Genomic DNA, 20,377 nt, shown 5'->3' on the forward strand with positions numbered 1-20,377 from the left:
ACGCGTTACCCTTCGATGATGTTGACGGCGGTGTCGAAGGTGTAAGTAAAGTCCTCATCGAGTTCGTCGCCACGGTAGTAGTCAACGAGGCGACGGATCTTCGACTCGGTGTTCTGCAGCGCGCGCTTGTTCTGCATATCTTGTTGATTCTCGTTGACGTGGCGGCGGAGCCGAACCGCACGCTCCATCAGGCTTCGCAGGTCTTCGGGAATCTCGGGCTTCGCGTCGTGCTCTTCGAGGATCGCGGTGATCTTCTTGCCCGTCGCGACTTTGACGTCAGGGATCGGAACGCCCTTCACGCCTTCGTCGCGGAGTTTGAGCCCGATCTGGCTGGGCTCGTGGCCCTGCTCTGCGAGTTCGACAACGTGCGCTTCGATGTCGTCGGGGTCGACGTCGCTCCACTCCGGGGGGTCGTCTGCCACCGGCTTGTCCGAACCGGATGAACCACGGCGGCGGGTGTGCATTCGTGCCATTGTTGTAGATTGGAACGGCACAGACCGCAGAATACGCGATATGACGCGGTCGGTTTCGACCGCATCGCACTTCCGCAATCCCAAGCCGCAGCACGCGGCGAGTCAGATTTACGGCCGTGCTGTTCCCGTCTCTATTCACCACTGACGGTAACAAAAGGGTTGCGACCCGCGGGCGTCGCCCGACGAGTCGAAGCGCTTAAGAGCGGAAACAGGGTATCTGATGACGTACGCGAGGGCTCGTAGATCAGCGGTAGATCATCCCCCTGGCACGGGGAAGGCCGCGGGTTCAAATCCCGCCGAGTCCACTGCTTTACTGCAACTGTAGCCGGTGAGCGCCGCAGCGTGTGTTTCCTCGGTAAGGAATCGTATACAACCCAGCCCAACTCTGTATAACCGATCTGGGGCGCCGCTTTCGGCGGGCACTCCGCCACGGTTATCCAAAGCGAAGCCCGAAACGCATATGATGGAGTTCGATACAGGTCGCCGCCGGTTTCTGGAACTCACCGGAGTCGGGGCCGCTGCGACGCTCGCCGGGTGTAACACGGGACAGACCGAACAAACAGAGGGCAGTACCGCTACGAACGGCGACGCTTCGACGGCAGCGGCCGCCGTAGAGCCGGACCAGCAGAAGTTACAGGAGCGCGAATCGGAGATCCGCTCGGAACTCGATTCGGGGAATATCTCACAGACGGAGGCCCGAGAGCAGTACCGAGAAGCACAGAGTCAACTCCGACAGGAAGCGATCACGGCCTTCGAAGCACAGGCGACTGAGGCCGGGATCTCGATCGAGGGCAGCGTCGACCAGTTCGGTATCGTCCTGGTCAACGGGCCGGCAGCGGCGCTGATCGAGGCGCTGTACTTCGATCAGGTGACCGCGCTGTTTCCCGAATCGACGTTCGAGCAGGCGCAGTCGCAGGCGCAGACGCAGACAGCGACGGCGACGTCGTCGGGGTAGTCGGGACGGACGCCACCAGTTTCGTCAGAATCTTTACCTGATGGGTGTTTCTTTGGGCCGTGCCGCCGTCTTCGAGATCCGTCTCGGATCGAGTTCTCGCCGTGACCGCGTCGCTTCGGGGCGACGGACGCGGTTGGACGCTGCTCGCCGTCGCCGGCGGATGGTTCTTCGCGCTCGGCTTGCGATTCACGATTCCCGCGTTGCTGCCGGCCATCCGAGCTGATTTCCCGGTGTCGGAGACTGTTGCCGGTGCAGCGATCACGCTGTTGTGGGTCACCTACGCAGCGATGCAGTTCCCCGCCGGTGTTCTCGTCGATCGGGTCGGCGAGCGTACGCTACTCGCTGGGAGTGCCGCGACGGGCGCGCTCACGATGGTCGCGTACGCCGTGGCCCCGACCTTCGCAATGTTCGTCCTCGCGACGGCCGCCTTCGGGTTCGCCTCGGGCCTCTACGGGCCGCCGCGTGGAACCGTACTCACCCGGACCTACGTCGACAGCGACGGTGCTGCCTTCGGTATCGTCCTCGCGGCGGGGAGCATCGGAGCGGCCGTGGTGCCGCCGCTCGCGGTCTACGCGACCGGGATGGTGGGCTGGCGCGGTGCACTGGGGCTCACCGCCCCCGGATTCCTGCTTGCAGCGGTTGGACTCCGCGTGTTCGTCCCCGAGCGACCAGCGGTCGACCCGGCCCACGGGGACGACGGATCGTCCGCTGTGACGGGAACTGAACCGGATGACAGGGCGCTCAGTGAACGGGGCCGCACCGCCGTCGGGGACGTCCGGCGTGGGGTCACCTCTCGAAAAGTCGTTCTCGCGATGATCGGAACGACGTTGATGCTGTTCGCCTTCCAGGGACTGAGCGCCTTTCTCACGACGTATCTCGTGACAGCGAAAGCGCTCTCGGAGGCGACTGCAGGGACGCTCTTTGGCCTGCTGTTTCTGAGTGCGGCGGTGTTTCAGTCCGTCGGGGGCGCGCTGGCCGACCGATACGGCTACGGGACCGTCCTCTCGATTGTGGCGTTCGTCGGCGTCGGCCCACTGCTCGCACTGCCGTTCGCCGACGGGATCGTGCCGCTCGTAGGAATCGTGCTCTTGCTCGGGATGCGACTCGCGGTCGGTCCCGTCGCTAACGCGTACATCGTCGCTTTGCTCCCGGCGGACGTTCGCGGCACGGCCTGGGGAGCGGTCCGCACGTCGCTCTTCGTCGTCGGAGCGTTCGGCTCGACCGCGGTCGGGGCGATGGCCGATTACGACCGGTACGCTGCGGCGTTCGTCCTGCTGGCGGTACTGACCGCAATCGCGGGTGTCATTTTCGTCTCCCTGCCGGAACGCGACGGCGGGTCGGACGGCGGGGACGCAGCGTGAGTCGGCCGCTCCGGCCGCGAGACGAAGCGGGTCCGCTCGCTCTCGAAGCCGCCGGGGTTTCGCTCAGTCTTCGGCCGCCTCGGGCACTTCAGACTCGAATCCCCACGCATCGTTGATCTGGTCGTCGTCGGGGAACAGTTCGGGGTAACCGAACTTCTGTGCGACGAGTTCGGCGTCCGAGGCCGTCGACCCGAGCAGTTCGCCGACGTCCTCGTCCGCCCGGAAGTGCTCGTGGATCTGTCCGAACTCGCTGCTGTTCTCCAGTGCGATGTCCGCGTGGACGCCGGTGAACCGGATGCGGAACACGTCGTCAACGAGGGCCGTCTCCTGTTCCTCGCTGTTCGTCGACATCAGCGTGGGAACGGTGTCGATTCCCTCGACGTCGTCGAGTTCGCCCTGGAGCAGATCGACGTTCGAGTCGTTCGTCAGGACGCCGAGATACCGGTAGGAGTTGATCGGGACGTTCTGCGGTTCGAGGTCCTGGAACGGCTCTTCGAGGTGTTTGAGCGTAAACTCGAACGCGCGGGCGACGCGCTGGCGACTGACGATGCTCCGTTCGAGGAGGTCACCGATGCTCTCGAGGTCGGTGAGGAACTCGACGCTGGCGTTCTCGAAGTTCTGGAACGGGATGCTCACGTAGCGTTCGCGCTTGTACGATTCGAGCGTCTCCCGCCTGGAGCGCTGGACGTTCTCGCGACGGCCACGCTCCTCGCGGAGTTGTTCGAGGTCCGACTCCGCTCGACGGATTTCGTCGTTGATGTCGTCGCGGATGTCCGCCAACCCGGTCCGGGCCTCTTCGCGACGGCCGCGGGCGGTACTCTGTGCGTCCTCGATATGCTTGTACTCCGCGTACTCGTCAGTGAGTTCGTTCTGTCGCCGTTCGAGGGTGTCGATTCTGTCTTCAATCTCGCCGCGGAGACGGAACTTGATTCGGCTCGTGGCTTCGAGTTTCTGCTTCTGGTCTTCGATCGCCTCGTTGAACCACTCTTCGAGCCCACCAGTCCACTTGTCGAGCGGATCGGCGCTGGAGTCGGTGAGCAGATGCGTCTGGTCGCTGTCGAGATATCGCGAGAACTTGTCCGCGTAGTCCTCGATGGCGTCCTGGACGATTCTGGTGAACCGATGGCCCTGCTTGAGCGACTGGAGCCGCGTGACCAGTTCGCGGTAGTAGAAGTACGAGAAGACGTCGTCGACGGAGAACTCGTATCGACTCGACAGCGAGCCGACTTGCGAGAGCGCTTTCTCGTACTTCTCGTCGAGCAGCGCGTCGTCGTAGCCGTTCCGCGGGTCGAACTCGTTGGTTGCGTGGTCTCGTGCGGTCTCGACGAGCGACCTGTCGACGTACAGTTCCTCGCCGTCTTCGGCAGCGACATCCCCGGACGCCTGGCCGCCCGATTCGAGATCCAGCGCCTGATTGACGTAGTCGCGGTTCTCCTGGTACCGATCCAGTTCGTTCTCCTCGTTCTCGATGCGGTCGTCGATGTCCTGGATGTTCTCGAGCGCCTGGACGTAGTTCTCGACGGCTGTCACCGGGACTTCGACCCCCCGGCTATCGACCGAGTAGAGTTTCGGTTTTCCGCTCCGCCCCGAGCGCGAGTAGCCGTTCGGGAAGTCCTCCTCGAAGGCCTCCGCGAGAAGTCGGACGGTGTCCGCCGCGACCTGATTGAGGTTTTCCCGGTAGTCAGTGTTGTCGCCCTTCTCCTCATTAAAGCCGATCAACCCGTAGAAGTCGAAGGGTGGACTTTCGAGGTGGATGTCGTCGTAGCCGGGGAGTTGATTCTCACCGTGCGTTGCATACAGCGGAATTTCGAGCGGGTATTCGACGCCTGTGGCGTCCTCGAACGCCCCATCGAAGTCGTAATCGAGTAACACCGCGAGTTCGCGAAGCGCCGTGTAGGCGTTCGCATAGAAGTTCTCGTTCGCTGCCGGTGGCCGGGACTGTTCGTCGATCTGGTCGAGTCGGGGCAGCGAACCGAGGCCACAGAGATAGTAGTTCTCGTCGGCGTCGGCCGTGATCCGGTCGAGCATCGCCGACACGAGGGGGAACGCCCCGCTGCCGGTCCCGCCCCCGAAGGAGTTGATGACCCAGAGGTTCGCCCCGTCGAGATCCGGATCGTCCAATGCCTTTCCGGCGTCGCTCTCGAACTCCTCGACGACGCGCTCTAACTGCTGTCGAAAACTCGTATAGTTCTGTAGGTTGTCAATGTAGTACCGGGAGACCGCGCGCTGGCGCGTCGCCCCACCGACGTCGGCCAGGCGCATATCCTCACGGAGGTACGGGTAATCCTCGACATCGTTCTCCCAGTTCTTCGTCGGTGTCTCGAGCGCAATCGTCTGGAAGGAGTCCGGGGTGTACTCCTCGACTTCGTCGGCCTTCGTGTCGATCCCGACAAACTTGAACCGATCGAGGACTTCCTCCCTGTCGCCACGGTCGGCTGGAACTTCGTCGATGATGCTTCGGTACGCTTGTGCAGCCATTTTGCAGCCCGCCTCCCCAATCCCAATAACGATAGATGGGTTCGTAACCATTCTCTGTCGAATATCTCGCCGTGCGGTATATTATAACTAAGGGACGGGGCGCAAGAAACGTCGAAGGCGTAAATCCGTTGCCGTCCGGCGACCGGTGAGCGGCGGGAGCCGAGGTAGATAGATGCGGGCCGGACAGCCCGGCAACGGCCCCACGTATCATCAGCCGATTATCACGTTACGCCTTCGCAGGTCACCCGCGGCCGGCCGAACGTGGGAGTATCGCGGCGTCCGAAGACAGATACTGTCTCCGGGGGGTGGTCTGCTCGACAGTGTCACCAGTCTTCGTCGTCTCCGGAATCAATTTCGTCGCGGATCTTTTCGGCTTCGTTGTTGAGCGTCATCGTGTCATCAGTGCTCTCCATCGACGTCGCGAGGCGCTCGAGATGGTTGGCGTGTTCTCGTTTTAGATCGCTCTCACTACCGCTGCGGCGCCGCCAGGAGTATACGCCGAAGGCCAGTCCGACGATGCCGACGGCGAGGCCACCGAGGAACGCCGCGTTGGTGAACTGCCCGGCAAGAGAGACGTCACCGAGTTGTGACTGCAGTTGGTCGATCCGTGTTTCTGCCTGTTGCAGTTCGAACCACGGCGAGGAACTCATATTCGCCGAGACGGCCTCGGAGTCGGTGAGCTCCTGCCCGTTTTGGATGTACTCGATCCGAACGCTCGCCGCATCGATCTGCTCTCGTTTGATCGTCTTCGGGTACGTCTCGAAGACGAACGTCACCTCCTCGTTGGGCTCGATTTCCCGGATGAAGAACGCGTTACCCGGCCGGGACTCGACGTTGATCTCCGCGCCACCCGGGCGAACGGTGAAACTAAACGAGTTGGGTTCGAGGAGCGCCTGATTGGTCCCGCTGAACGCGACGGTCATATTGTTGATCGTACTCCCCTCGGGAGAGACCGTGTACGTCACTTCTATCGCCTGGTCGGCGTCCGTTTGCGTGCCGTTGTAGACAGTTTCGTTGCTCGTCGTGACGGCTGCGGAGGCCGCCACGGAACTGAATGCCAGGAGAACCACGACACCGATGATCGGCAACAGACGGGAAAAACGCCGTGTCATACGTCTGGAATCACTTTCCGTCCATCCCGTCATAATTGTTTCCACTATCGACAGGCCGGGAAATTGATCGACGGCAGCGGTCTGTGGTCGGCCATCGGTGGTTAGTCGGTGAAATGAACGCCGGTGATCTCGAATCGGGCCCCGCCGTCGCAGCCCTCACGGGCGCGAATCGACCAGCCGTGGGCCTCGAAGATGCTCTGGACGATTGCGAGGCCGAGTCCGGTGCCGTCGTCCGTCGTGTACCCCCGCTTGAACACCGCTTCGCGGTCTGGTTCGGGAATGCCGGGACCGTCGTCTTCGACGTAGAAACCGCCGTCGACCGGGCCGACGCGGACCGTCACTGGCACACCGCCGTGTTCGATCGCATTCCGAAAGAGGTTCTCGAAGCCTTCCCGGAGCCGTTTCGGATCGCCCTTGGTGTGTCCGATCGTCGCCATTTCGAGCGTGGTGTCACGCGTTTCGACGGTTTCCCACGCGCGTCGGGACACCGCGTTGAGATTAATTCGCTTGGGATCGCTGACGTCTCGGCCCTGCCGCGCGAGGTTCAGCACCTGATCGACGAGGCCGTCCATCCGGTCCGCGGCGCGAGCCGCGCGGTCGAGGTGTTCGGAGTCGTGGTTCTGTCGGGCCATATGAAGCGACCCGGTCACCACGTTCAGCGGATTGCGGAGGTCGTGAGAGATCACGCTGGCGAACGTCTCGAGTCGCTCGTTTTGCGCTGCGAGTTTTGTCTCTCGTCGGACTCTCGCCAGCGAGTGGCCGATCATATCGGCGACGGTTCGAAGCAGTTCGACCTCCGTGTTCGACCACTCTCGCGACGCGTCGAGCACGTCGAAGACGACGAACCCACCGAGCGTCCAGTCGTCGACGATTGGGAGGACCACCGCGGCACCGATGTCCGCCTCCCGGAATCGATTTCTGAGCGCCGCCGTTGGTGGGATGTCGTTTCGACGATCAATCGGAACGTTGTCGAACTGTTCGAGTCGGCTCCGCAGCCACTCCAGCGAATCCAGATCGGCGCGGCGGCGTGTCATCGGATCGACTCCGTCGGCGGACCACGACGCGAGACGTTCGTAGCCGTCGGCCGTTGATCGGAAGACACCTCCTCGATCTGCGTCGATGTGTGTCCCCACGCTCTCGAGGACCCAGTGGAGTTTCGCGTCGAATTCGTCCGGTTCGGCGCTCATCAGACTCCTGGACGTGTCCAGAACGATATTGTACAGTTGAATCCGGTGTGAGTCCCCCTGCGTCCCGACCCCGCCGTCGCTGGATAAGGCCGGTTCGACGGCGTGTTCAGGGAACCTGTCCATACTCTCTGGCAGATCCGATTGCAAGTATTATTTGTGGCCCGGATATCAGACGTGAATTTTGGGCGAACCGTCGACTCGGCAGTCGGAGGCTGCGAACGACGAGCATAGGACACACCACTTCAGCGGGCTTCGACTCTTGCTGCAGTCTGCACCATCGAAGCCGCACGAGCATCGCGAAGCCGAGCGAGACGACGACGCGCTGGCGTCGCCGCACACGCCTGTCAGTCTCGATCTCGGCGGCGGGTCGCCGTGTCAGATCGCCCATAGTATCGTCGGCGAGGTGCTCGCGGGCTCGAACGACAGGGATCCGCAACACCGCAGGGAACGAGACGGGCCGATTCACGAGTGCGTCGACGTCGAGTCGGACGCGCCCGTGCAGTGAGCGGCGAGAACTGGTACTCGCGTGCGATTACATATAGCCGAGGTCGCGGAGTCGCTCCATCAGGTCCTCTTTGTCCTGGGCGCGACCCGCGCGCTCGGTGGTGTTCTCCATATCCTGCAGCCAGGCGGGTTCCTCGGTCGTCTTGTCGGTCGAGACCTCGCTCCCGAGCGAGCGGAAGCCGGCGAAGTACTTCGGGGAGACCGGGATGTCGGCCATCGTGAGGCCGTTCGGCAGGTCGTCCTCGTTCTGTGGGACGTAGCCGTCGTCGGGGTAGCCTTCGACCGTCTCGGGCACGACGAAGTGCCAGAAGGCGTCCCAGACCGAGGACTCGTCGAACTGGAGAATGGGTTGAATGCGGTCGTGCGGCGGGTAGATGTCGGGGTTGTGCCGCGGCGAGAAGAACGTCTCGTCGGCGCGGGCCTCCTGTTCGTCCCAGCGCACACCGGAGATGACGCCGTCGATACCCTCGGATTCGAGGACGTCGTTGAGGGCCACCGTCTTCAGCAGGTGGTTGCCGACGTAGGTGTCAAGCAGGAACGGGAAGGTGTCCTTCTCGTATTCGAGGAGGTTGCGGATGTGGTGCTGATTGTGCTCTGAGAGATCGGAGACGGTGATATCGTCGCCGGGTTCGAGGTCGTGCTTGTCGACGTACGCGCCGACATCTTCGTTGCGGGCGTAGACGACGTCGAGGTCCCACTCCTCGGCCCAGTGGTCGACGAAGCCGTGGATCTCGTCGAAGTGCTGGTAGTGGTCGATGAAGACCGCCTTGGGCGTCTCCAGGCCGAACTTCTCGGCGACCTCCGTGATGAAGTACAGCGTGAGCGTCGAGTCTTTTCCACCCGTCCACATCACGGCGGGGTTCCGGTACTCTTCGAGACCACGTTTCGTGACGTCGATCGCTTTCTCGATCTTGTCTTCGATCGTTGGATAATCCGCGGGCGTCTCGCCCTCGCCGTCGGTGTAGTCGACATCGAGGTACGCTGGGAACTCGTCTGACATCGTGTAATTACATCTAATTAGAGTCGATAAATGCCTTTTGGGATCAACTGAGCAGAGAGAAGGTGTGATAGCGAATAATAGCGTAAATACTTATTTATCTGGTGTATATAAGTAATATTATATATTACAGAGCTACTCCATAATTATGCATCAAAAAGCGGTTTCGAACGATTATTTTATCTTTTAATACTATCAACATACTGCTATTATGTTGAAACTATATTTTTCTTATATATAAATAATTTAATCGAAGGCCCGCCAAACTAGTGCTATCGAGACTCAATACGAGAAACGAAGCGGGTCACCCTGGCACCGCCGCCCGGAGAACAATCGACGAAATTACGCTCACGGGCTAGTCGGGATACCAGGATCAAACATCCGTAGGCCGCGGTGTGAACTGCACCAGGGCCTGCAGTGGAGATATTTTCAGTATATTGAATCCTCGCGCGAGGTGTGATTGCGTCCGTTAAGAGGGTCATACCCTTTCGAATAACTCTCGTACGCATGTTATAATAACCGTCTGACGAACGGCGGCAGTTTCAACATTAATGAAACGGTTTTCACGCGAACTGGACAGGGGCGTGTTCGTTTCCGGTGATCATATAAATTTAAATAGTAGTATTGTGGATTTAATCCTATAGATGGTAGCCCAGAACGTTCTTGTGACGGGTCCGTTCGGTGAGGCAGGGGAGGCGATCCTTAATTATCTTGCGGACAGCGACGAGTACGAGTTCACGTATCTGAACAGAAGTGACCATCCCAAGTACGAAACGCACGTCGCTGACGTCGCAGATTACGACGCGATCAGGCCGGCGTTCGACGGACAGGACGCCGTCATTCACCTGGCAGCACAGTCCGACGCCGGCGCGGATTTCACAGACATCATCGAGCCGAATATCGTCGGAACGTACAATATACTCAAAGCAATGGAAGACGCCGGGGTGGAAAAGCTGATTTACGCCTCCTCACAGCGCGTGATGGGCCTCTACGAGGAGGATCACGCGCCGGATATCTACGAGGAAGACTACCCCAGTGAGCACGACCCGTTCAGACTCACCCACGAGACGCTCCCGAAACCAGACGGCTACTACGGTGCCTCGAAGATGTTCGGCGAGCACATCTGTCGGACGCACGCCCGCCGCGAGGGCGCACCAAATCAAGTGTACTCACTGCGGATTTCGAGCGTTCGAACTGAGGAGTACGACCACCCCTACGGTGACGCCGAGCGAGGGGTCGACCGCGGCGACGAACACGCGATCGACGACGACGAGGTGTGGGACCAGTCACAGACTGGCTCCTGGGAGCGGGGAAGCGAACAGTACCAGGAGATGGTCAATCGATTGAAGGCCTCGTGGACCTCCCAGCGCGACTTCGCACACCTGCTGGAGTGCTGCCTGGAAGACGATCACGTCACTTACGACGCGTTCTACGCCGTCAGCGGCAACGACGCTCGGTGGTTCGACATTGAGCACGCGCAGGCCGTTCTCGGATACGAACCTGAGGACGATGGCGGTGAGTGGGACGGCCCACCGGCGTAGCGAATGGTCGGCTCGGAATCGGCGCACAGGCCCCGAAACTGGGGGCTCCGTCACTCGAACTGGCGGATCTTCAGTTCGATGATATTCTTCTTGTTCAGCAGTGCGGGCGCGAGTTCGTCTTCGATGCGGTCGGTGGTGATTCGGCTCCGCGGGCCACTGATCGAAATCGCGCCGATGGCTCCATCCGGTTCGGAGACGATCGCCGTGCCGATCGCACAGACGCCCGGGAAGTGCTCCCCGTTGTTGATTGAGTACCCGCGCTCACGGATCGCCTCCAGTTCGTCGTAGAGGGCGTCTTCGTCAGTGATCGTTTCGTCCGTCAGTGCCGGCATCCCGCGTCGATCCAAGATCTCGTCGACGCGCTCGTCGGACAACTCCGCGAGAATCGCCTTCCCCGTCGCCGTCAGATGGAGATAAAAGTGATCCCCCAGCGAGGCGTCGTCATCGATCGAGTCAGGATTCTCCGATTTGTACAGTTGCACCGAGTAGCCACGCTCTTGTACGGTGACGTTCGTGTGTTCGCCGGTCTCGTCCCGTAGTTCGTCAAGTTCAGGTTTCGCCGCCTGATACAGTGCCAACCCGTCGCGGCGTTGCCCGCCGGTGTGGAGAAACTCGAAGCCACACCGATAGATGTCGTCGTCTTTCACCACGTATCCGGTGTCGACGAGCGTCGTGAGGTGGATGTGCGCGGTACTCACCGCCATTCCAAGGTCGTCGGCCGCCTCCGAGAGCGTGGCGCCACTCACACTGCGCAAGTATTCAATAATCTCGAAAGAGCGTTCCACGCTCTTCAGCCCGCGTGCGTCCGATTCGTTCGATTTGGTCATACGTACTCATTTGCTCGTGCCGTCTTAAGCCCTGTGAGAGATTACAACGATGTTGAATCTGGGCTGGGTGTTCATCCGCGTTAGGAGCCCTTTCAGGTGGTTACGAACGAGCCAACCCGGGGCTAACTGCCGGACGGTACCGTCGCCGCTACTGGATCGAGTCCTCGGGACCGACGACGTCCAGGTTCTCGAACAGTTCGTCGTATCCGTTGCGTTCGAAGAGATATGTGCCATCTTGGATCTCTTCGCGGACCGCGTCTTCGGATTCGACCTTCGCGCGTGCGAGTTCAAGGACCTCCTCGGCACCGTCACTAGGAATGACGGCAAGGCCGTCGTCGTCACCCACGATGATGTCACCCGGATCGACGCTCACGCCACCGCAGACGATTGTAACGTTCACCGAACCCGGATCCTGCTTGAGTGGACCCTGGGGATTTACCCCACGGCCGTAAACGGGGAACTCCATCTCGGCGATCTCCCGGCAGTCGCGGTATCCACCGTCGATGACGAGGCCTGCGAGTCCGTGGGCCCGACACGACTCGCACATCAGTTCCCCGATGTGGCCGACGTCGGTGTAGCCGTCGCAGTCGATGACGAGCACGTCCCCGGGTTCTGCCATCGTGATCGCCTTGTGAATAATGAGGTTGTCCCCGGGCGCAGCCTTGACCGTGATTGCGGTCCCGGCCAGGTCAGTACCGTCAGCGACTGGTGACAGGCCGGCGTCCATCGTGAGTCCCACGTTACCGGTCACGTCTGAGACAACCGTGCTCGGAATCTCTTCGAACGCGGCGACGGCATCGCGGTCCGGCCGCTCGACATCGTGCTCAATTGTATGCATACGTCCTAGAAGAGCGATCAAAATAATATAACTACTGATCGACGCTCGACACAAAACGATTTCACGACGCGACGTCCACCGATGACCGATGACAGCAACCCCAACCATCTACATCACCCGAAAAATCCCCGACGCGGGGATCGCACGACTCCGGGATCGCTACGAAGTGGTCGTCCGGGACCAGAAACTGCCACCGTCGAAAGCACACGTCGTCAGACGGCTTGCGGAACTCGACGCCGACGGACTCGTTTGCTTGCTCTCCGACACGGTCGACGCAGAGGTACTGGACGCCTCGTCGGATCTGTCAGTCGTGAGTACGTTCTCTGTCGGCTACGATCACATCGATCTGAACGCAGCCTTCGAACGAGACATCGCCGTCGGCCACACCCCCGGCGTGCTGACCGAGACGACCGCGGATCTGGCGTGGGCACTGCTGATGACGTGCGCCCGTCGAACAGTGGAGGGCCACGCGTACGTTGAGGCCGACGAGTGGGAGACGTGGGGGCCGACGCTTCTGACGGGACCCGACGTCCACGGCGCCGCGCTGGGGATCATCGGACTCGGGAACATCGGCACGGCGACCGCCCGACGTGCTGCGGGCTTCGAGATGGAGGTCCGCTACAGCGGTCGGTCCCGGAAGCGGGACCGGGAGGCGGAACTCGCAGACGTGGGGGTCAGCGCCACGTACGTCGACCGGGGCGAACTGCTCGCTGAGAGCGATTTCGTCTCCCTCCACGTCCCGCTCGTGGAATCGACTGAGGGACTAATCGGTGCGTCGGAACTGCGGCAGATGCCGGACGAATCGATTCTCCTCAACACAAGTCGTGGCGGCGTCGTCGACAGCGACGCACTCGACACCGCTCTCGAAGAGGGGTGGATCGCTCGCGCCGGGCTCGACGTGACCGACCCCGAGCCGCTCCCTGGGGACCACCCACTGCTCCGACACGCACCCGAGCGATTGGTGGTGACGCCACACACCGGCAGTGCGAGCATCGGAACCCGGAATCGGATGGCTGAGATGGTTGCCGCGTGTACCGAGGCTGGAATCGAGGGCGAGCCGCTGCCGCACTCGGCTGTACAGGACGCTGGGTTGCGGTGAGTGTCGGAGGAATCGGCCATACCGAGAGGCAAGAAAAGATGTATGTAGGGCGACCAGAAGCGCAGAACGGACCGTGAGTAACGTAGACACCGGGAGTAGCATAGACAATTAACACAATCTTTATTACTGATTAGTGATTCGCGTACGAGTATGGCTCGTGACTCAAAGCCAACCACACGGCGGAGTGTATTAAAAAAGGGCGGCATCGCGGTCGGTATCGGAATGGGGCTTGCCGGCTGTTCCGGAAACAGCGGCGGCGGCGGTGCGGAAACCGACAGCGGGAGCACCAACAGCGGTGCCACCACATCTGCCGACAACGGCTCTGAAGAGGTCGATATTACCTTTGCGACTACGCAGCCTCCGGAGAACGTCTCTGTCCAAGCGGCCCAAGAACACTTTATCGACGTAATCGAGGAGGAAACTGGCGGACGCATCAGCGTGAGCCTGGAGGCGGCGACGCTCGGAGGCACCGAAGACAACCTCGACGCGCTCGAGGCCGGAACCGTCGATATCCTCCACGAGAGCCCCACGGCGCTCTCCCAGCGCTTCGCTTCCGAATACTCCTTCGCGGGCGACCCATTCGTCATCGAGGATATGGAGCACTACAGCGCGGTGAACGAGGAGTACCTGAAACCCGAGGACGGACTGAACGGGATCCTGCTGGACAACGGAATCCGACTCGGTGACGCGTTCTACGTCGGTAATCGGAGCTTCACGAGCAACACGTCCGTTACGAGCCCCGAAGACGTGCAGGGACTCAAACTCCGCCTACCACAGTACGACACGTGGACCTCGGTGTGGGACGAGATCGGTGCTGACGTCACGCCGGTCGCGTACGACGAACTCTACTCGGCACTCCAGACCGGCGTCGTCGACGCCTCCGAGGGGCCGATTTCGCAATTCCTGGCTGTGAGTCTCTACGAGGTGCAGACGCACTTCAGCGTCACCAGCCACCTGCTGGACACGAAGCACTTCCTCTACAATGAGGAGTTCTACCAGGGTCTGAGCGACAGCGACGTCGAACTCATCACCTCGACGGCCGCCGACGCGGTCCAAGGGATGACTGAGGACATCAAGTCCCGTGAGGAGGAGCTGTACGCCCAGGCCGAAGAAGAGGGCACCACGGTCGTCCCCGCGGAGGACGTCGATCGTGCGGCGTTCGTCGAGGCCGGCCAGCCCGCGCTCGAAGAACTGTCGGAGTCGAAGTGGGCGGTCAGTATCAGCGACGTGCAGGACCTGGCCTAAGCCGACCGATTGACCAGTCGCTCGGTTTTTTTATCTCACGCTGTCTCTGCTATCTCCCCAAGTTGCAATATTTTTCCGATGAATCCCACTGAGAATCTTGAACCGAACGTGCCAGTGGTCGAACACCCTATTCGGCGGAGCGCGCACGCAGTGAGACGACCGGACAGCCCGCGTCCAGCAGGACCGACTGGGCGACACTCCCGAAGAGGATCTTGCCGGTCTGACTCCGCTGCTGGGGACTGACGATGATGTATCTGGCGTCGTGTTCGTCGGCGTAGGAGACGATTTCGGACGCCGGATCGCCGATTCGTCCAGCGGTGATCGCTTGCGCGTCCGTGGAATGAGCCTTCGTCAACTCCTCCGCGACAGTTGCAGCCCGGGCACGGAGGTCGTCAACGGGAATCGCCTTGTCGGTATGCGCGAGGCTGTCCTCCTCGGCCTGAATCGCCTCTGATCGGTTCATCACGTGCAGTACGTGGATCGGGTCCCCGAACTGTCCTGCCAGCGTATCGGCCTCGCTGAGAACGGCACGGGCCTGGTCTGATTCGTCTATTGCGGCTACGACGACCATATCGGTAGTTCTGGCTCGCCCATTTTATAATTTTATTGTGACGTGGTCACAGGGAGTTGTCGTAGCCCGCGGCGGTGCTGAGACCGGATCGACATAGGCGCGCGACGATGGACCGACAGCACTTTTATGTTTGCTGCGCGATTTCATTTGTATGCCCTCTGCCCTCGGGACCGTCGCGTCCGCGATTTTTCCGATTCTGTTGATTCTCACGGCTGGCTTCTTGTTGAACCGTGCACGGGGAATCGATCCCGGCCCGCTCAACACGCTTTCGTTGTTCGTGCTGACCCCCGCACTCGTGATCCACAGCATCGCACTAACCGAGCTCACGGCCAGTGCGTTACTGAAGATAACCGTCGGCGTCGGAGTGTTTCTGGCGGGCGTGCTCGCCGTGAGTTGGCTCTACGGAGCGGTGACGAACAAGGAAGGCGCAGTGCTGAATGCCTTCGTGCTCGTCACGGCGTTCGGCAACACCGGCGCACTGGGGATCCCGCTGGCCGACTTCGCATATGGGGACGTCGGGCGGCAGACTGCGGTGCTCTTCGCAGCGGTTCACGGGGCATTGGTGTTCACGCTCGGACTGTTTATCGCGCTGCGGTCCGGGGACAACGGAATTGGCGGGGTCACGAAGCGTGTGTTACGCTACCCGCTGATCTACGCAGTTTTCCTCACAGTTCTGGCGCGTGCCGCCGGCGTCGTCCCCGACGCCGCGTCGCCGCTGATGGAGACGCTCGGGCTCGTCGGGGAGGCCTCGATTCCGGTTATGCTCCTGATTCTGGGGGTGCAGTTGTCGAAGACGGAGTACCACGGGGCCCTTTCGATGACGGTGATGCCGACGCTGTTTCGCTTCGTCGTCTCCCCACTGGTCGGGATCGTCGTCGCCGTGACGCTCGGGTTTCAGGATCCGATCGTGGGGCGCGTGTTCGTCCTGCTCACCGCGATGCCTGTGGCCGTGGCCCCGATCATATTCGTCGGTGAGATCGCGAGTGACACGACCGTCAGGGGCATATCGCTCCCGGAGTTCGTCTCCGCCAACGTGTTTGTGACCACGCTGGCGTCCATTCCGCTGCTCGCTGTTATCATCACGGTTCTTCAGGCCGGGGTTATCATTTGATCGGCGGAGTAGAGACCACGAGAAGTGGACACTAAAATACGCTGGTGGCCACTCAGAGCAGGCCGAACGCTTCGGGAAGCACGAGCGAGAGATCCGGATACAGGATCACGAGGAGAAGCACCACCAGCAGCGGGAGATAGTAAGGTAGCATCGACCGCATAACCTCGTCGAGCGACTCGTTCGTCACCCGTTCGAGCACGAACAGTATGAGTCCGAACGGGGGCGTGATGAGACCGTACATCAGCGTCACGACCATCACGATGCCGAAGTGAACCGGGTCGATCCCCAGTTCGGGATACAACGGAACCAGCATCGGAACCATAATTAGGAGCACTGCCATCCCCTCCATAAACGTCCCAAGCACCAGCAGCACCAGCGCGAGGAGCAGCATCGTGACTGTAGTGCTCGCCCCGAGCCCGGTGACGATGCCCCCGATCATATCTGGGATGCCGGCGAGCGTCAGCCAGTAGGCATAGAGGTTCGCGAAGCCGAAGATCACCACGATACTGGCGGTGTCCTCGAACGTCTCCTTGCTCACCTCATAGAGATCCTGCATCGTAATCGAGCGGTAATAAAAGAATCCCAGCAGGATCGCGTACACGACCGCGACGAGCGCCGCTTCGGTGGCGGTGAAAATCCCGAAGAGGATCCCACCGATGATGATGAGCGGGGCCATCAGCCCCGGAATCGCCTTGAGGAACGACTCGAAGAGGCTGGAGAAGTCGTACGATCCTGCACTCGGCCAGTCCTGTGTGCGCGCCAGGTAATAGACCGTTCCGGCCATCGCCAGCGCCATCAGCAGTCCGGGGACGACACCGGCGATGAACAGCGTCCCGATAGACTCCTGGGCCAGCACGGCGTAGACGACGATGGGAATGCTGGGTGGGATGATCGGACCGATAATCGACGACGCCCCCGTAATGCCGACGGCGTCTTCGCCTTCGTACCCGTTCGTGGTCATCGCCTCGTATTCTACGCTTCCGATACCGGCTGCGTCAGCGACGGCCGACCCGCTCATTCCGGAGAAGATCAGACTCACGACCACGTTCACCTGCGCGAGTCCGCCACGGACGGGACCCACGAGTTCGGTGGCGAAATTGAACATATCGTCGGTGATTCCGGTGATGTTCATAATCCGGCCCGCCATCAGGAAGAACGGGACGGCCAACAGTACCCAGGAGTTCATACCCGACCAGAAGCGCTGGGTGATGACGGTGAAGTTCAGCTCCGGTCCGACCGGCAGAAGCATAACGAAAATCACCGTCAGTGCCAGCGAGTAGGCGGCGGGGACGCCGATCCCGTAGAGCAGAAACAGAATCCCGATGAAGGCCACGAGTAAGAGTTCAGACATCTGACCCTCCGAGAACCTCCTCGAGACGACGCTTGGTATCGCTCACGACGATCACAAACAGAATCGCGGCGGCTGCACCGAAAAACACGTACCCCCACGCGATTTTAAACCAGGTAACTGTCGGGAGCGTGGTGTCGCCTGACGTCAGGTACGCGAGGTACGCTGACCAGACGAGTACGATCGAGAGTCCGCTCATCAGGACGTTCCGCACCAACAGGAACCGGTCGGTTTGGGACGTGACCCGCCGGAGAACCGGCAGAAACGAAATGTCTCCGTCTCGCTTGAAGAGATACGGAATCCCGAGAATCGTCATCAACGCGAGCATCGTTCTGGCGACCTCATACGTCCAGTACAGTTCTATCGGGAAACCTACGTATCGATTCAGTACTTGGATGACGCCGACTACCAACATCGCGTTGAGCAGCAAGACGCCGACTGCGACGGTGGCTCTGTCGTACCAGTCCGATGCCATAGGCGATGAGAAATCATCAACGATTATAAATTCTTTGAATACTACCGAGGTCCTCTCCGTCGGAGCGGCTGTCGTGATGATTGGGCCGCCGAGGACGAAAGATTATAATATGTGAATTGATTTCTACCCGTATGCGCGGATTAGCGAAGACCGGGCGTGAGTCCGGTTACGTAGAACTCGTCGACAACGAGCGCCCCGAACCCGCGTCGGACGAGGTCCTGATCGAGGTCGACTACGCTGGCCTCTGTGGGAGTGACGCCGGCATCTACGAGTTCAAACCGGCGTTCGAGCGGATGGAGTTGCCCACAATCATCGGGCACGAGTACACCGGCCGCGTCGTCGACGTCGGCGATTCGGTCACACGCTTCGACCCCGGAAACCGGGTCGTCGAACGTCCAATCCGCGGTTGTGGCGAGTGTTTTCAGTGCCAGTCCGGACTGGAGAACATCTGTCAGGACATCGAACTAACCGGGATTGATCGTGACGGCGCGTACGCGGGGTACACAGTCGCCCCTGAAGAGACGCTCCAGATAGTTCCCGATGACGTCGAACCACGACACGCCGCAGTCGCCGAGCCTACGGCCGTCTGTACCCGGGCAGTCATCGAGAACTCCCGCGTCGGTGCGGGCGATCGGGTGCTCGTCGCTGGTCCGGGACCGATCGGCCTGCTCACGGCACAGGTCGCACGTGCCCAGGGGGGAGCGGTCGCCGTCGCCGGGATCGGCTCAGACACCGGATACCGACTGCCACTCGCCGAAGACCTCGGCTTCGAGACGATCAACGTCGAGACCGCTGATCCCGACGGCTTCTGTGAGACGTTCACCGACGGCATCGGGTACGACGTGGTGTTCGACACGACCGGTCATCCCTCCGGACTCCCGATGTCCGTCGACGGAGTCCGAAAGGGCGGACAGATCGTCCTCGTCGGGCAGGCCGGTGACACGACGGTGTCGACGACTCAACTCGTCCGCGCCGAAGTCGAACTCCAGTGCTCCTACAGCGCACTGTTTCAGGACTTCGACCGCGCGTTCAAGTTGATGGCTTCCGGCGATGTGGACCACGCCACGTTCCTCGACGACCGATTCAGTCTCCTCGACGCCGAGGCCGCGTTCGAATCCTTCCTCGGTGGCGAAACCTGCAAACCCGTATTCGACGTCTCCGTACTCCGCGACTGAGCGTCGCCCAAGACAGCACGTCCGAGTCCATAGAGAGTCGGGTACAATACACAGAGTGAGTGCGACGCGGGGTATTGTGTCGCGTTCAGTCGGTTCGTGGGTCCCACTCGTTCCACTCGCGCTCGACGAGATACTCGTCGAGTTTTCTTTTCGGATTCTCGAAGACGTGGGAGCCGTGGAAAACGAGCAGGGTGTCGAAGTCGTGACCGAGCAGGGTGTAGAGGTTGCGTTCGGCGTCCTCGTGGTTCGCATTGAACAACGCCGGTGGCGGGAGCAGGTATCCTGCCGGCAGTCCACCGCGGTCGGACCCGTCCAGCACGTCGCCCGAGATGAGAATGTCGCGGTCCTCGAGCAACAGCGCGGAGGTGGCTTCAGTGTGGCCGGGCACCTGGATGACCCGAATGTTTCCTGCGAGCAGATCGCCGTCCTCGTAGGCCACGTCGGGGTCGATGTCGATGCCTGCCTCATCAAGATGGTCGTAGAGTTTTGACTCGTCGGCCGGCATCGCCAGTTCGGGATCGAACGCATCGACGACGTGGGAGAGTCCGCCGTGATGACCGTGGTCTCCGTGGGTCAGGATGATCCGGTCCACTCTCCCGTACTCCGTATCGAGCGTTTCGACGAGTTCCGCGCCGTTCTCGTCGAACGCGGTATCGACGAGGGTGACCTCCCCGTGGTTCGGCATATCTTCGAGGACGAACACGCGGACGTGCTCGAACTGAACCTGGTCGATACCGTCGACGACGTTGCTGACAGTCATTCGTACGTCGCGTTCGATCGTTCTAAGACATAATCCTGTTGATCGTCGTCCCAGCATCCGCCAGCGCCGGGCGCGGAGCCGCTGACCCCGCCTGAGTGAGTGTGTGTCTGTCCGACTCCGGTTTCACTATTGTTGAAAACCAGCACTGTATGGCGGCGATCACAGATAGCGATAACAACCGTACGAGTGTTATAAACAGTGGGTAAGCCGTCGATCTCGTTCCAGCATCGTTGAAACGGGAGATGAGAAACTCAGTAAGAGGGAAACAATCGGAACTCAGCCAGTCGACCCAAGCCAGCAGAGGTGGCGGCTAGCGGGTC

At 60.9% G+C, this 20,377-nt stretch carries 19 protein-coding genes and 1 tRNA gene; 9 read left to right on the forward strand and 11 right to left on the reverse strand.

Annotated features, from left to right (window positions below):
- Positions 1-5: 5 nt before the first annotated feature.
- On the reverse strand, positions 6-473 hold the full coding sequence (locus tag ABEI27_RS05050) for a 30S ribosomal protein S15 (protein ID WP_375798316.1): 468 nt from the start codon (positions 471-473) through the stop codon (positions 6-8).
- Between the two features lie 233 nt (positions 474-706).
- Between ABEI27_RS05050 and ABEI27_RS05055 the strand changes: the two genes are divergently transcribed.
- The 3 genes from ABEI27_RS05055 (at position 707) to ABEI27_RS05065 (ending at position 2,789) form a co-directional block, all read left to right on the forward strand.
- Positions 707-778, forward strand: a tRNA-Ala gene (locus tag ABEI27_RS05055).
- Positions 779-936: 158 nt separating this feature from the next.
- Positions 937-1,428, forward strand: coding sequence for a hypothetical protein (locus tag ABEI27_RS05060; RefSeq protein WP_375798317.1), 492 nt, complete (start codon positions 937-939; stop codon positions 1,426-1,428).
- A gap of 101 nt (positions 1,429-1,529) precedes the next feature.
- Entirely contained in the window at positions 1,530-2,789 is a 1,260-nt protein-coding gene (locus ABEI27_RS05065; protein WP_375798318.1) for an MFS transporter, read from the forward strand.
- A gap of 63 nt (positions 2,790-2,852) precedes the next feature.
- On the opposite strand, the gene ABEI27_RS05070 is transcribed toward ABEI27_RS05065, so the two are convergent.
- The 3 genes from ABEI27_RS05070 to ABEI27_RS05080 all read right to left on the reverse strand — a co-directional run bounded on the left by ABEI27_RS05070 (position 2,853) and on the right by ABEI27_RS05080 (position 7,689).
- The gene (locus tag ABEI27_RS05070; RefSeq protein ID WP_375798319.1) at positions 2,853-5,318 is read right to left on the reverse strand and encodes a tubulin-like doman-containing protein; all 2,466 of its coding nucleotides are present in this window, start codon (positions 5,316-5,318) and stop codon (positions 2,853-2,855) included.
- 272 nt (positions 5,319-5,590) lie between these two features.
- Positions 5,591-6,379, reverse strand: a complete 789-nt coding sequence (locus tag ABEI27_RS05075) for a hypothetical protein (protein WP_375798320.1) — start codon at positions 6,377-6,379, stop codon at positions 5,591-5,593.
- Positions 6,380-6,480: 101 nt separating this feature from the next.
- Complete coding sequence (locus tag ABEI27_RS05080) at positions 6,481-7,689, reverse strand: sensor histidine kinase (protein WP_375798321.1); 1,209 nt, start codon at positions 7,687-7,689, stop codon at positions 6,481-6,483.
- 58 nt (positions 7,690-7,747) lie between these two features.
- Between ABEI27_RS05080 and ABEI27_RS05085 the strand changes: the two genes are divergently transcribed.
- The gene (locus ABEI27_RS05085) at positions 7,748-8,071 is read left to right on the forward strand and encodes a hypothetical protein (RefSeq protein WP_375798322.1); all 324 of its coding nucleotides are present in this window, start codon (positions 7,748-7,750) and stop codon (positions 8,069-8,071) included.
- A 27-nt stretch (positions 8,072-8,098) separates the two neighbouring features.
- Here the strand turns inward: ABEI27_RS05085 and ABEI27_RS05090 are convergent, their stop codons facing one another.
- Positions 8,099-9,070: a phosphoadenosine phosphosulfate reductase family protein gene (locus tag ABEI27_RS05090; protein ID WP_375798323.1), complete on the reverse strand. Its 972-nt coding sequence runs from the start codon at positions 9,068-9,070 to the stop codon at positions 8,099-8,101.
- 641 nt (positions 9,071-9,711) lie between these two features.
- Here ABEI27_RS05090 and ABEI27_RS05095 point away from each other — a divergent pair.
- On the forward strand, positions 9,712-10,608 hold the full coding sequence (locus ABEI27_RS05095) for an NAD-dependent epimerase/dehydratase family protein (RefSeq protein ID WP_375798324.1): 897 nt from the start codon (positions 9,712-9,714) through the stop codon (positions 10,606-10,608).
- Positions 10,609-10,658: 50 nt separating this feature from the next.
- Here ABEI27_RS05095 and ABEI27_RS05100 read toward each other — a convergent pair whose 3' ends face one another.
- Positions 10,659-11,435, reverse strand: coding sequence for an IclR family transcriptional regulator (locus ABEI27_RS05100; RefSeq protein ID WP_375798325.1), 777 nt, complete (start codon positions 11,433-11,435; stop codon positions 10,659-10,661).
- Positions 11,436-11,583: 148 nt separating this feature from the next.
- Positions 11,584-12,273 (reverse strand): 4-carboxy-4-hydroxy-2-oxoadipate aldolase/oxaloacetate decarboxylase, encoded by a 690-nt coding sequence (locus ABEI27_RS05105; protein WP_375798326.1) that lies wholly within the window; start codon positions 12,271-12,273, stop codon positions 11,584-11,586.
- An 88-nt stretch (positions 12,274-12,361) separates the two neighbouring features.
- Between ABEI27_RS05105 and ABEI27_RS05110 the strand changes: the two genes are divergently transcribed.
- Entirely contained in the window at positions 12,362-13,372 is a 1,011-nt protein-coding gene (locus ABEI27_RS05110) for a 2-hydroxyacid dehydrogenase (RefSeq protein ID WP_375798327.1), read from the forward strand.
- Positions 13,373-13,522: 150 nt separating this feature from the next.
- The gene (locus tag ABEI27_RS05115) at positions 13,523-14,617 is read left to right on the forward strand and encodes a TRAP transporter substrate-binding protein (RefSeq protein WP_375798328.1); all 1,095 of its coding nucleotides are present in this window, start codon (positions 13,523-13,525) and stop codon (positions 14,615-14,617) included.
- 127 nt (positions 14,618-14,744) lie between these two features.
- Here ABEI27_RS05115 and ABEI27_RS05120 read toward each other — a convergent pair whose 3' ends face one another.
- A complete protein-coding gene (locus ABEI27_RS05120) occupies positions 14,745-15,188 on the reverse strand; it encodes a universal stress protein (RefSeq protein WP_375798329.1) in 444 nt (147 codons plus the stop codon).
- 151 nt (positions 15,189-15,339) lie between these two features.
- Here ABEI27_RS05120 and ABEI27_RS05125 point away from each other — a divergent pair, with 151 nt between their 5' ends.
- Positions 15,340-16,299 (forward strand): AEC family transporter, encoded by a 960-nt coding sequence (locus ABEI27_RS05125; RefSeq protein ID WP_375798330.1) that lies wholly within the window; start codon positions 15,340-15,342, stop codon positions 16,297-16,299.
- A 52-nt stretch (positions 16,300-16,351) separates the two neighbouring features.
- On the opposite strand, the gene ABEI27_RS05130 is transcribed toward ABEI27_RS05125, so the two are convergent.
- Both ABEI27_RS05130 and ABEI27_RS05135 read right to left on the reverse strand, forming a co-directional pair.
- Positions 16,352-17,650 (reverse strand): TRAP transporter large permease, encoded by a 1,299-nt coding sequence (locus ABEI27_RS05130; protein WP_375798331.1) that lies wholly within the window; start codon positions 17,648-17,650, stop codon positions 16,352-16,354.
- Positions 17,643-18,122 carry a TRAP transporter small permease gene (locus ABEI27_RS05135; RefSeq protein WP_375798332.1) on the reverse strand — a complete coding sequence of 160 codons (480 nt, stop codon included), beginning with the start codon at positions 18,120-18,122 and terminating at the stop codon, positions 17,643-17,645. The genes ABEI27_RS05130 and ABEI27_RS05135 overlap by 8 nt, the downstream gene beginning before the upstream one ends.
- A 131-nt stretch (positions 18,123-18,253) precedes the next feature.
- Between ABEI27_RS05135 and ABEI27_RS05140 the strand changes: the two genes are divergently transcribed.
- A complete protein-coding gene (locus ABEI27_RS05140; RefSeq protein WP_375798333.1) occupies positions 18,254-19,297 on the forward strand; it encodes a zinc-binding dehydrogenase in 1,044 nt (347 codons plus the stop codon).
- Positions 19,298-19,382: 85 nt separating this feature from the next.
- On the opposite strand, the gene ABEI27_RS05145 is transcribed toward ABEI27_RS05140, so the two are convergent.
- Positions 19,383-20,057: an MBL fold metallo-hydrolase gene (locus ABEI27_RS05145; RefSeq protein ID WP_375798334.1), complete on the reverse strand. Its 675-nt coding sequence runs from the start codon at positions 20,055-20,057 to the stop codon at positions 19,383-19,385.
- Positions 20,058-20,377: the final 320 nt, after the last annotated feature.

The sequence above is a fragment of the Halobellus sp. genome (genome assembly GCF_042218505.1).
Taxonomy (GTDB): Archaea; Halobacteriota; Halobacteria; order Halobacteriales; family Haloferacaceae; genus Haloquadratum.

Excerpts from the sequence above, each read along its gene's own strand:
- ABEI27_RS05110 (WP_375798327.1), top strand. The coding sequence starts at position 12,362 with ATGACAGCAACCCCAACCATCTACATCACCCGAAAAATCCCCGACGCG.
- ABEI27_RS05070 (WP_375798319.1), bottom strand. The coding sequence starts at position 5,318 with ATGGTTACGAACCCATCTATCGTTATTGGGATTGGGGAGGCGGGCTGC.
- ABEI27_RS05145 (WP_375798334.1), bottom strand. The coding sequence starts at position 20,057 with ATGACTGTCAGCAACGTCGTCGACGGTATCGACCAGGTTCAGTTCGAG.
- ABEI27_RS05060 (WP_375798317.1), top strand. The coding sequence starts at position 937 with ATGGAGTTCGATACAGGTCGCCGCCGGTTTCTGGAACTCACCGGAGTC.
- ABEI27_RS05115 (WP_375798328.1), top strand. The coding sequence starts at position 13,523 with ATGGCTCGTGACTCAAAGCCAACCACACGGCGGAGTGTATTAAAAAAG.
- ABEI27_RS05100 (WP_375798325.1), bottom strand. The coding sequence starts at position 11,435 with ATGACCAAATCGAACGAATCGGACGCACGCGGGCTGAAGAGCGTGGAA.
- ABEI27_RS05140 (WP_375798333.1), top strand. The coding sequence starts at position 18,254 with ATGCGCGGATTAGCGAAGACCGGGCGTGAGTCCGGTTACGTAGAACTC.
- ABEI27_RS05135 (WP_375798332.1), bottom strand. The coding sequence starts at position 18,122 with ATGGCATCGGACTGGTACGACAGAGCCACCGTCGCAGTCGGCGTCTTG.
- ABEI27_RS05125 (WP_375798330.1), top strand. The coding sequence starts at position 15,340 with ATGCCCTCTGCCCTCGGGACCGTCGCGTCCGCGATTTTTCCGATTCTG.
- ABEI27_RS05075 (WP_375798320.1), bottom strand. The coding sequence starts at position 6,379 with ATGACACGGCGTTTTTCCCGTCTGTTGCCGATCATCGGTGTCGTGGTT.
- ABEI27_RS05105 (WP_375798326.1), bottom strand. The coding sequence starts at position 12,273 with ATGCATACAATTGAGCACGATGTCGAGCGGCCGGACCGCGATGCCGTC.
- ABEI27_RS05080 (WP_375798321.1), bottom strand. The coding sequence starts at position 7,689 with ATGGACAGGTTCCCTGAACACGCCGTCGAACCGGCCTTATCCAGCGAC.
- ABEI27_RS05130 (WP_375798331.1), bottom strand. The coding sequence starts at position 17,650 with ATGTCTGAACTCTTACTCGTGGCCTTCATCGGGATTCTGTTTCTGCTC.
- ABEI27_RS05120 (WP_375798329.1), bottom strand. The coding sequence starts at position 15,188 with ATGGTCGTCGTAGCCGCAATAGACGAATCAGACCAGGCCCGTGCCGTT.
- ABEI27_RS05090 (WP_375798323.1), bottom strand. The coding sequence starts at position 9,070 with ATGTCAGACGAGTTCCCAGCGTACCTCGATGTCGACTACACCGACGGC.
- ABEI27_RS05050 (WP_375798316.1), bottom strand. The coding sequence starts at position 473 with ATGGCACGAATGCACACCCGCCGCCGTGGTTCATCCGGTTCGGACAAG.
- ABEI27_RS05095 (WP_375798324.1), top strand. The coding sequence starts at position 9,712 with ATGGTAGCCCAGAACGTTCTTGTGACGGGTCCGTTCGGTGAGGCAGGG.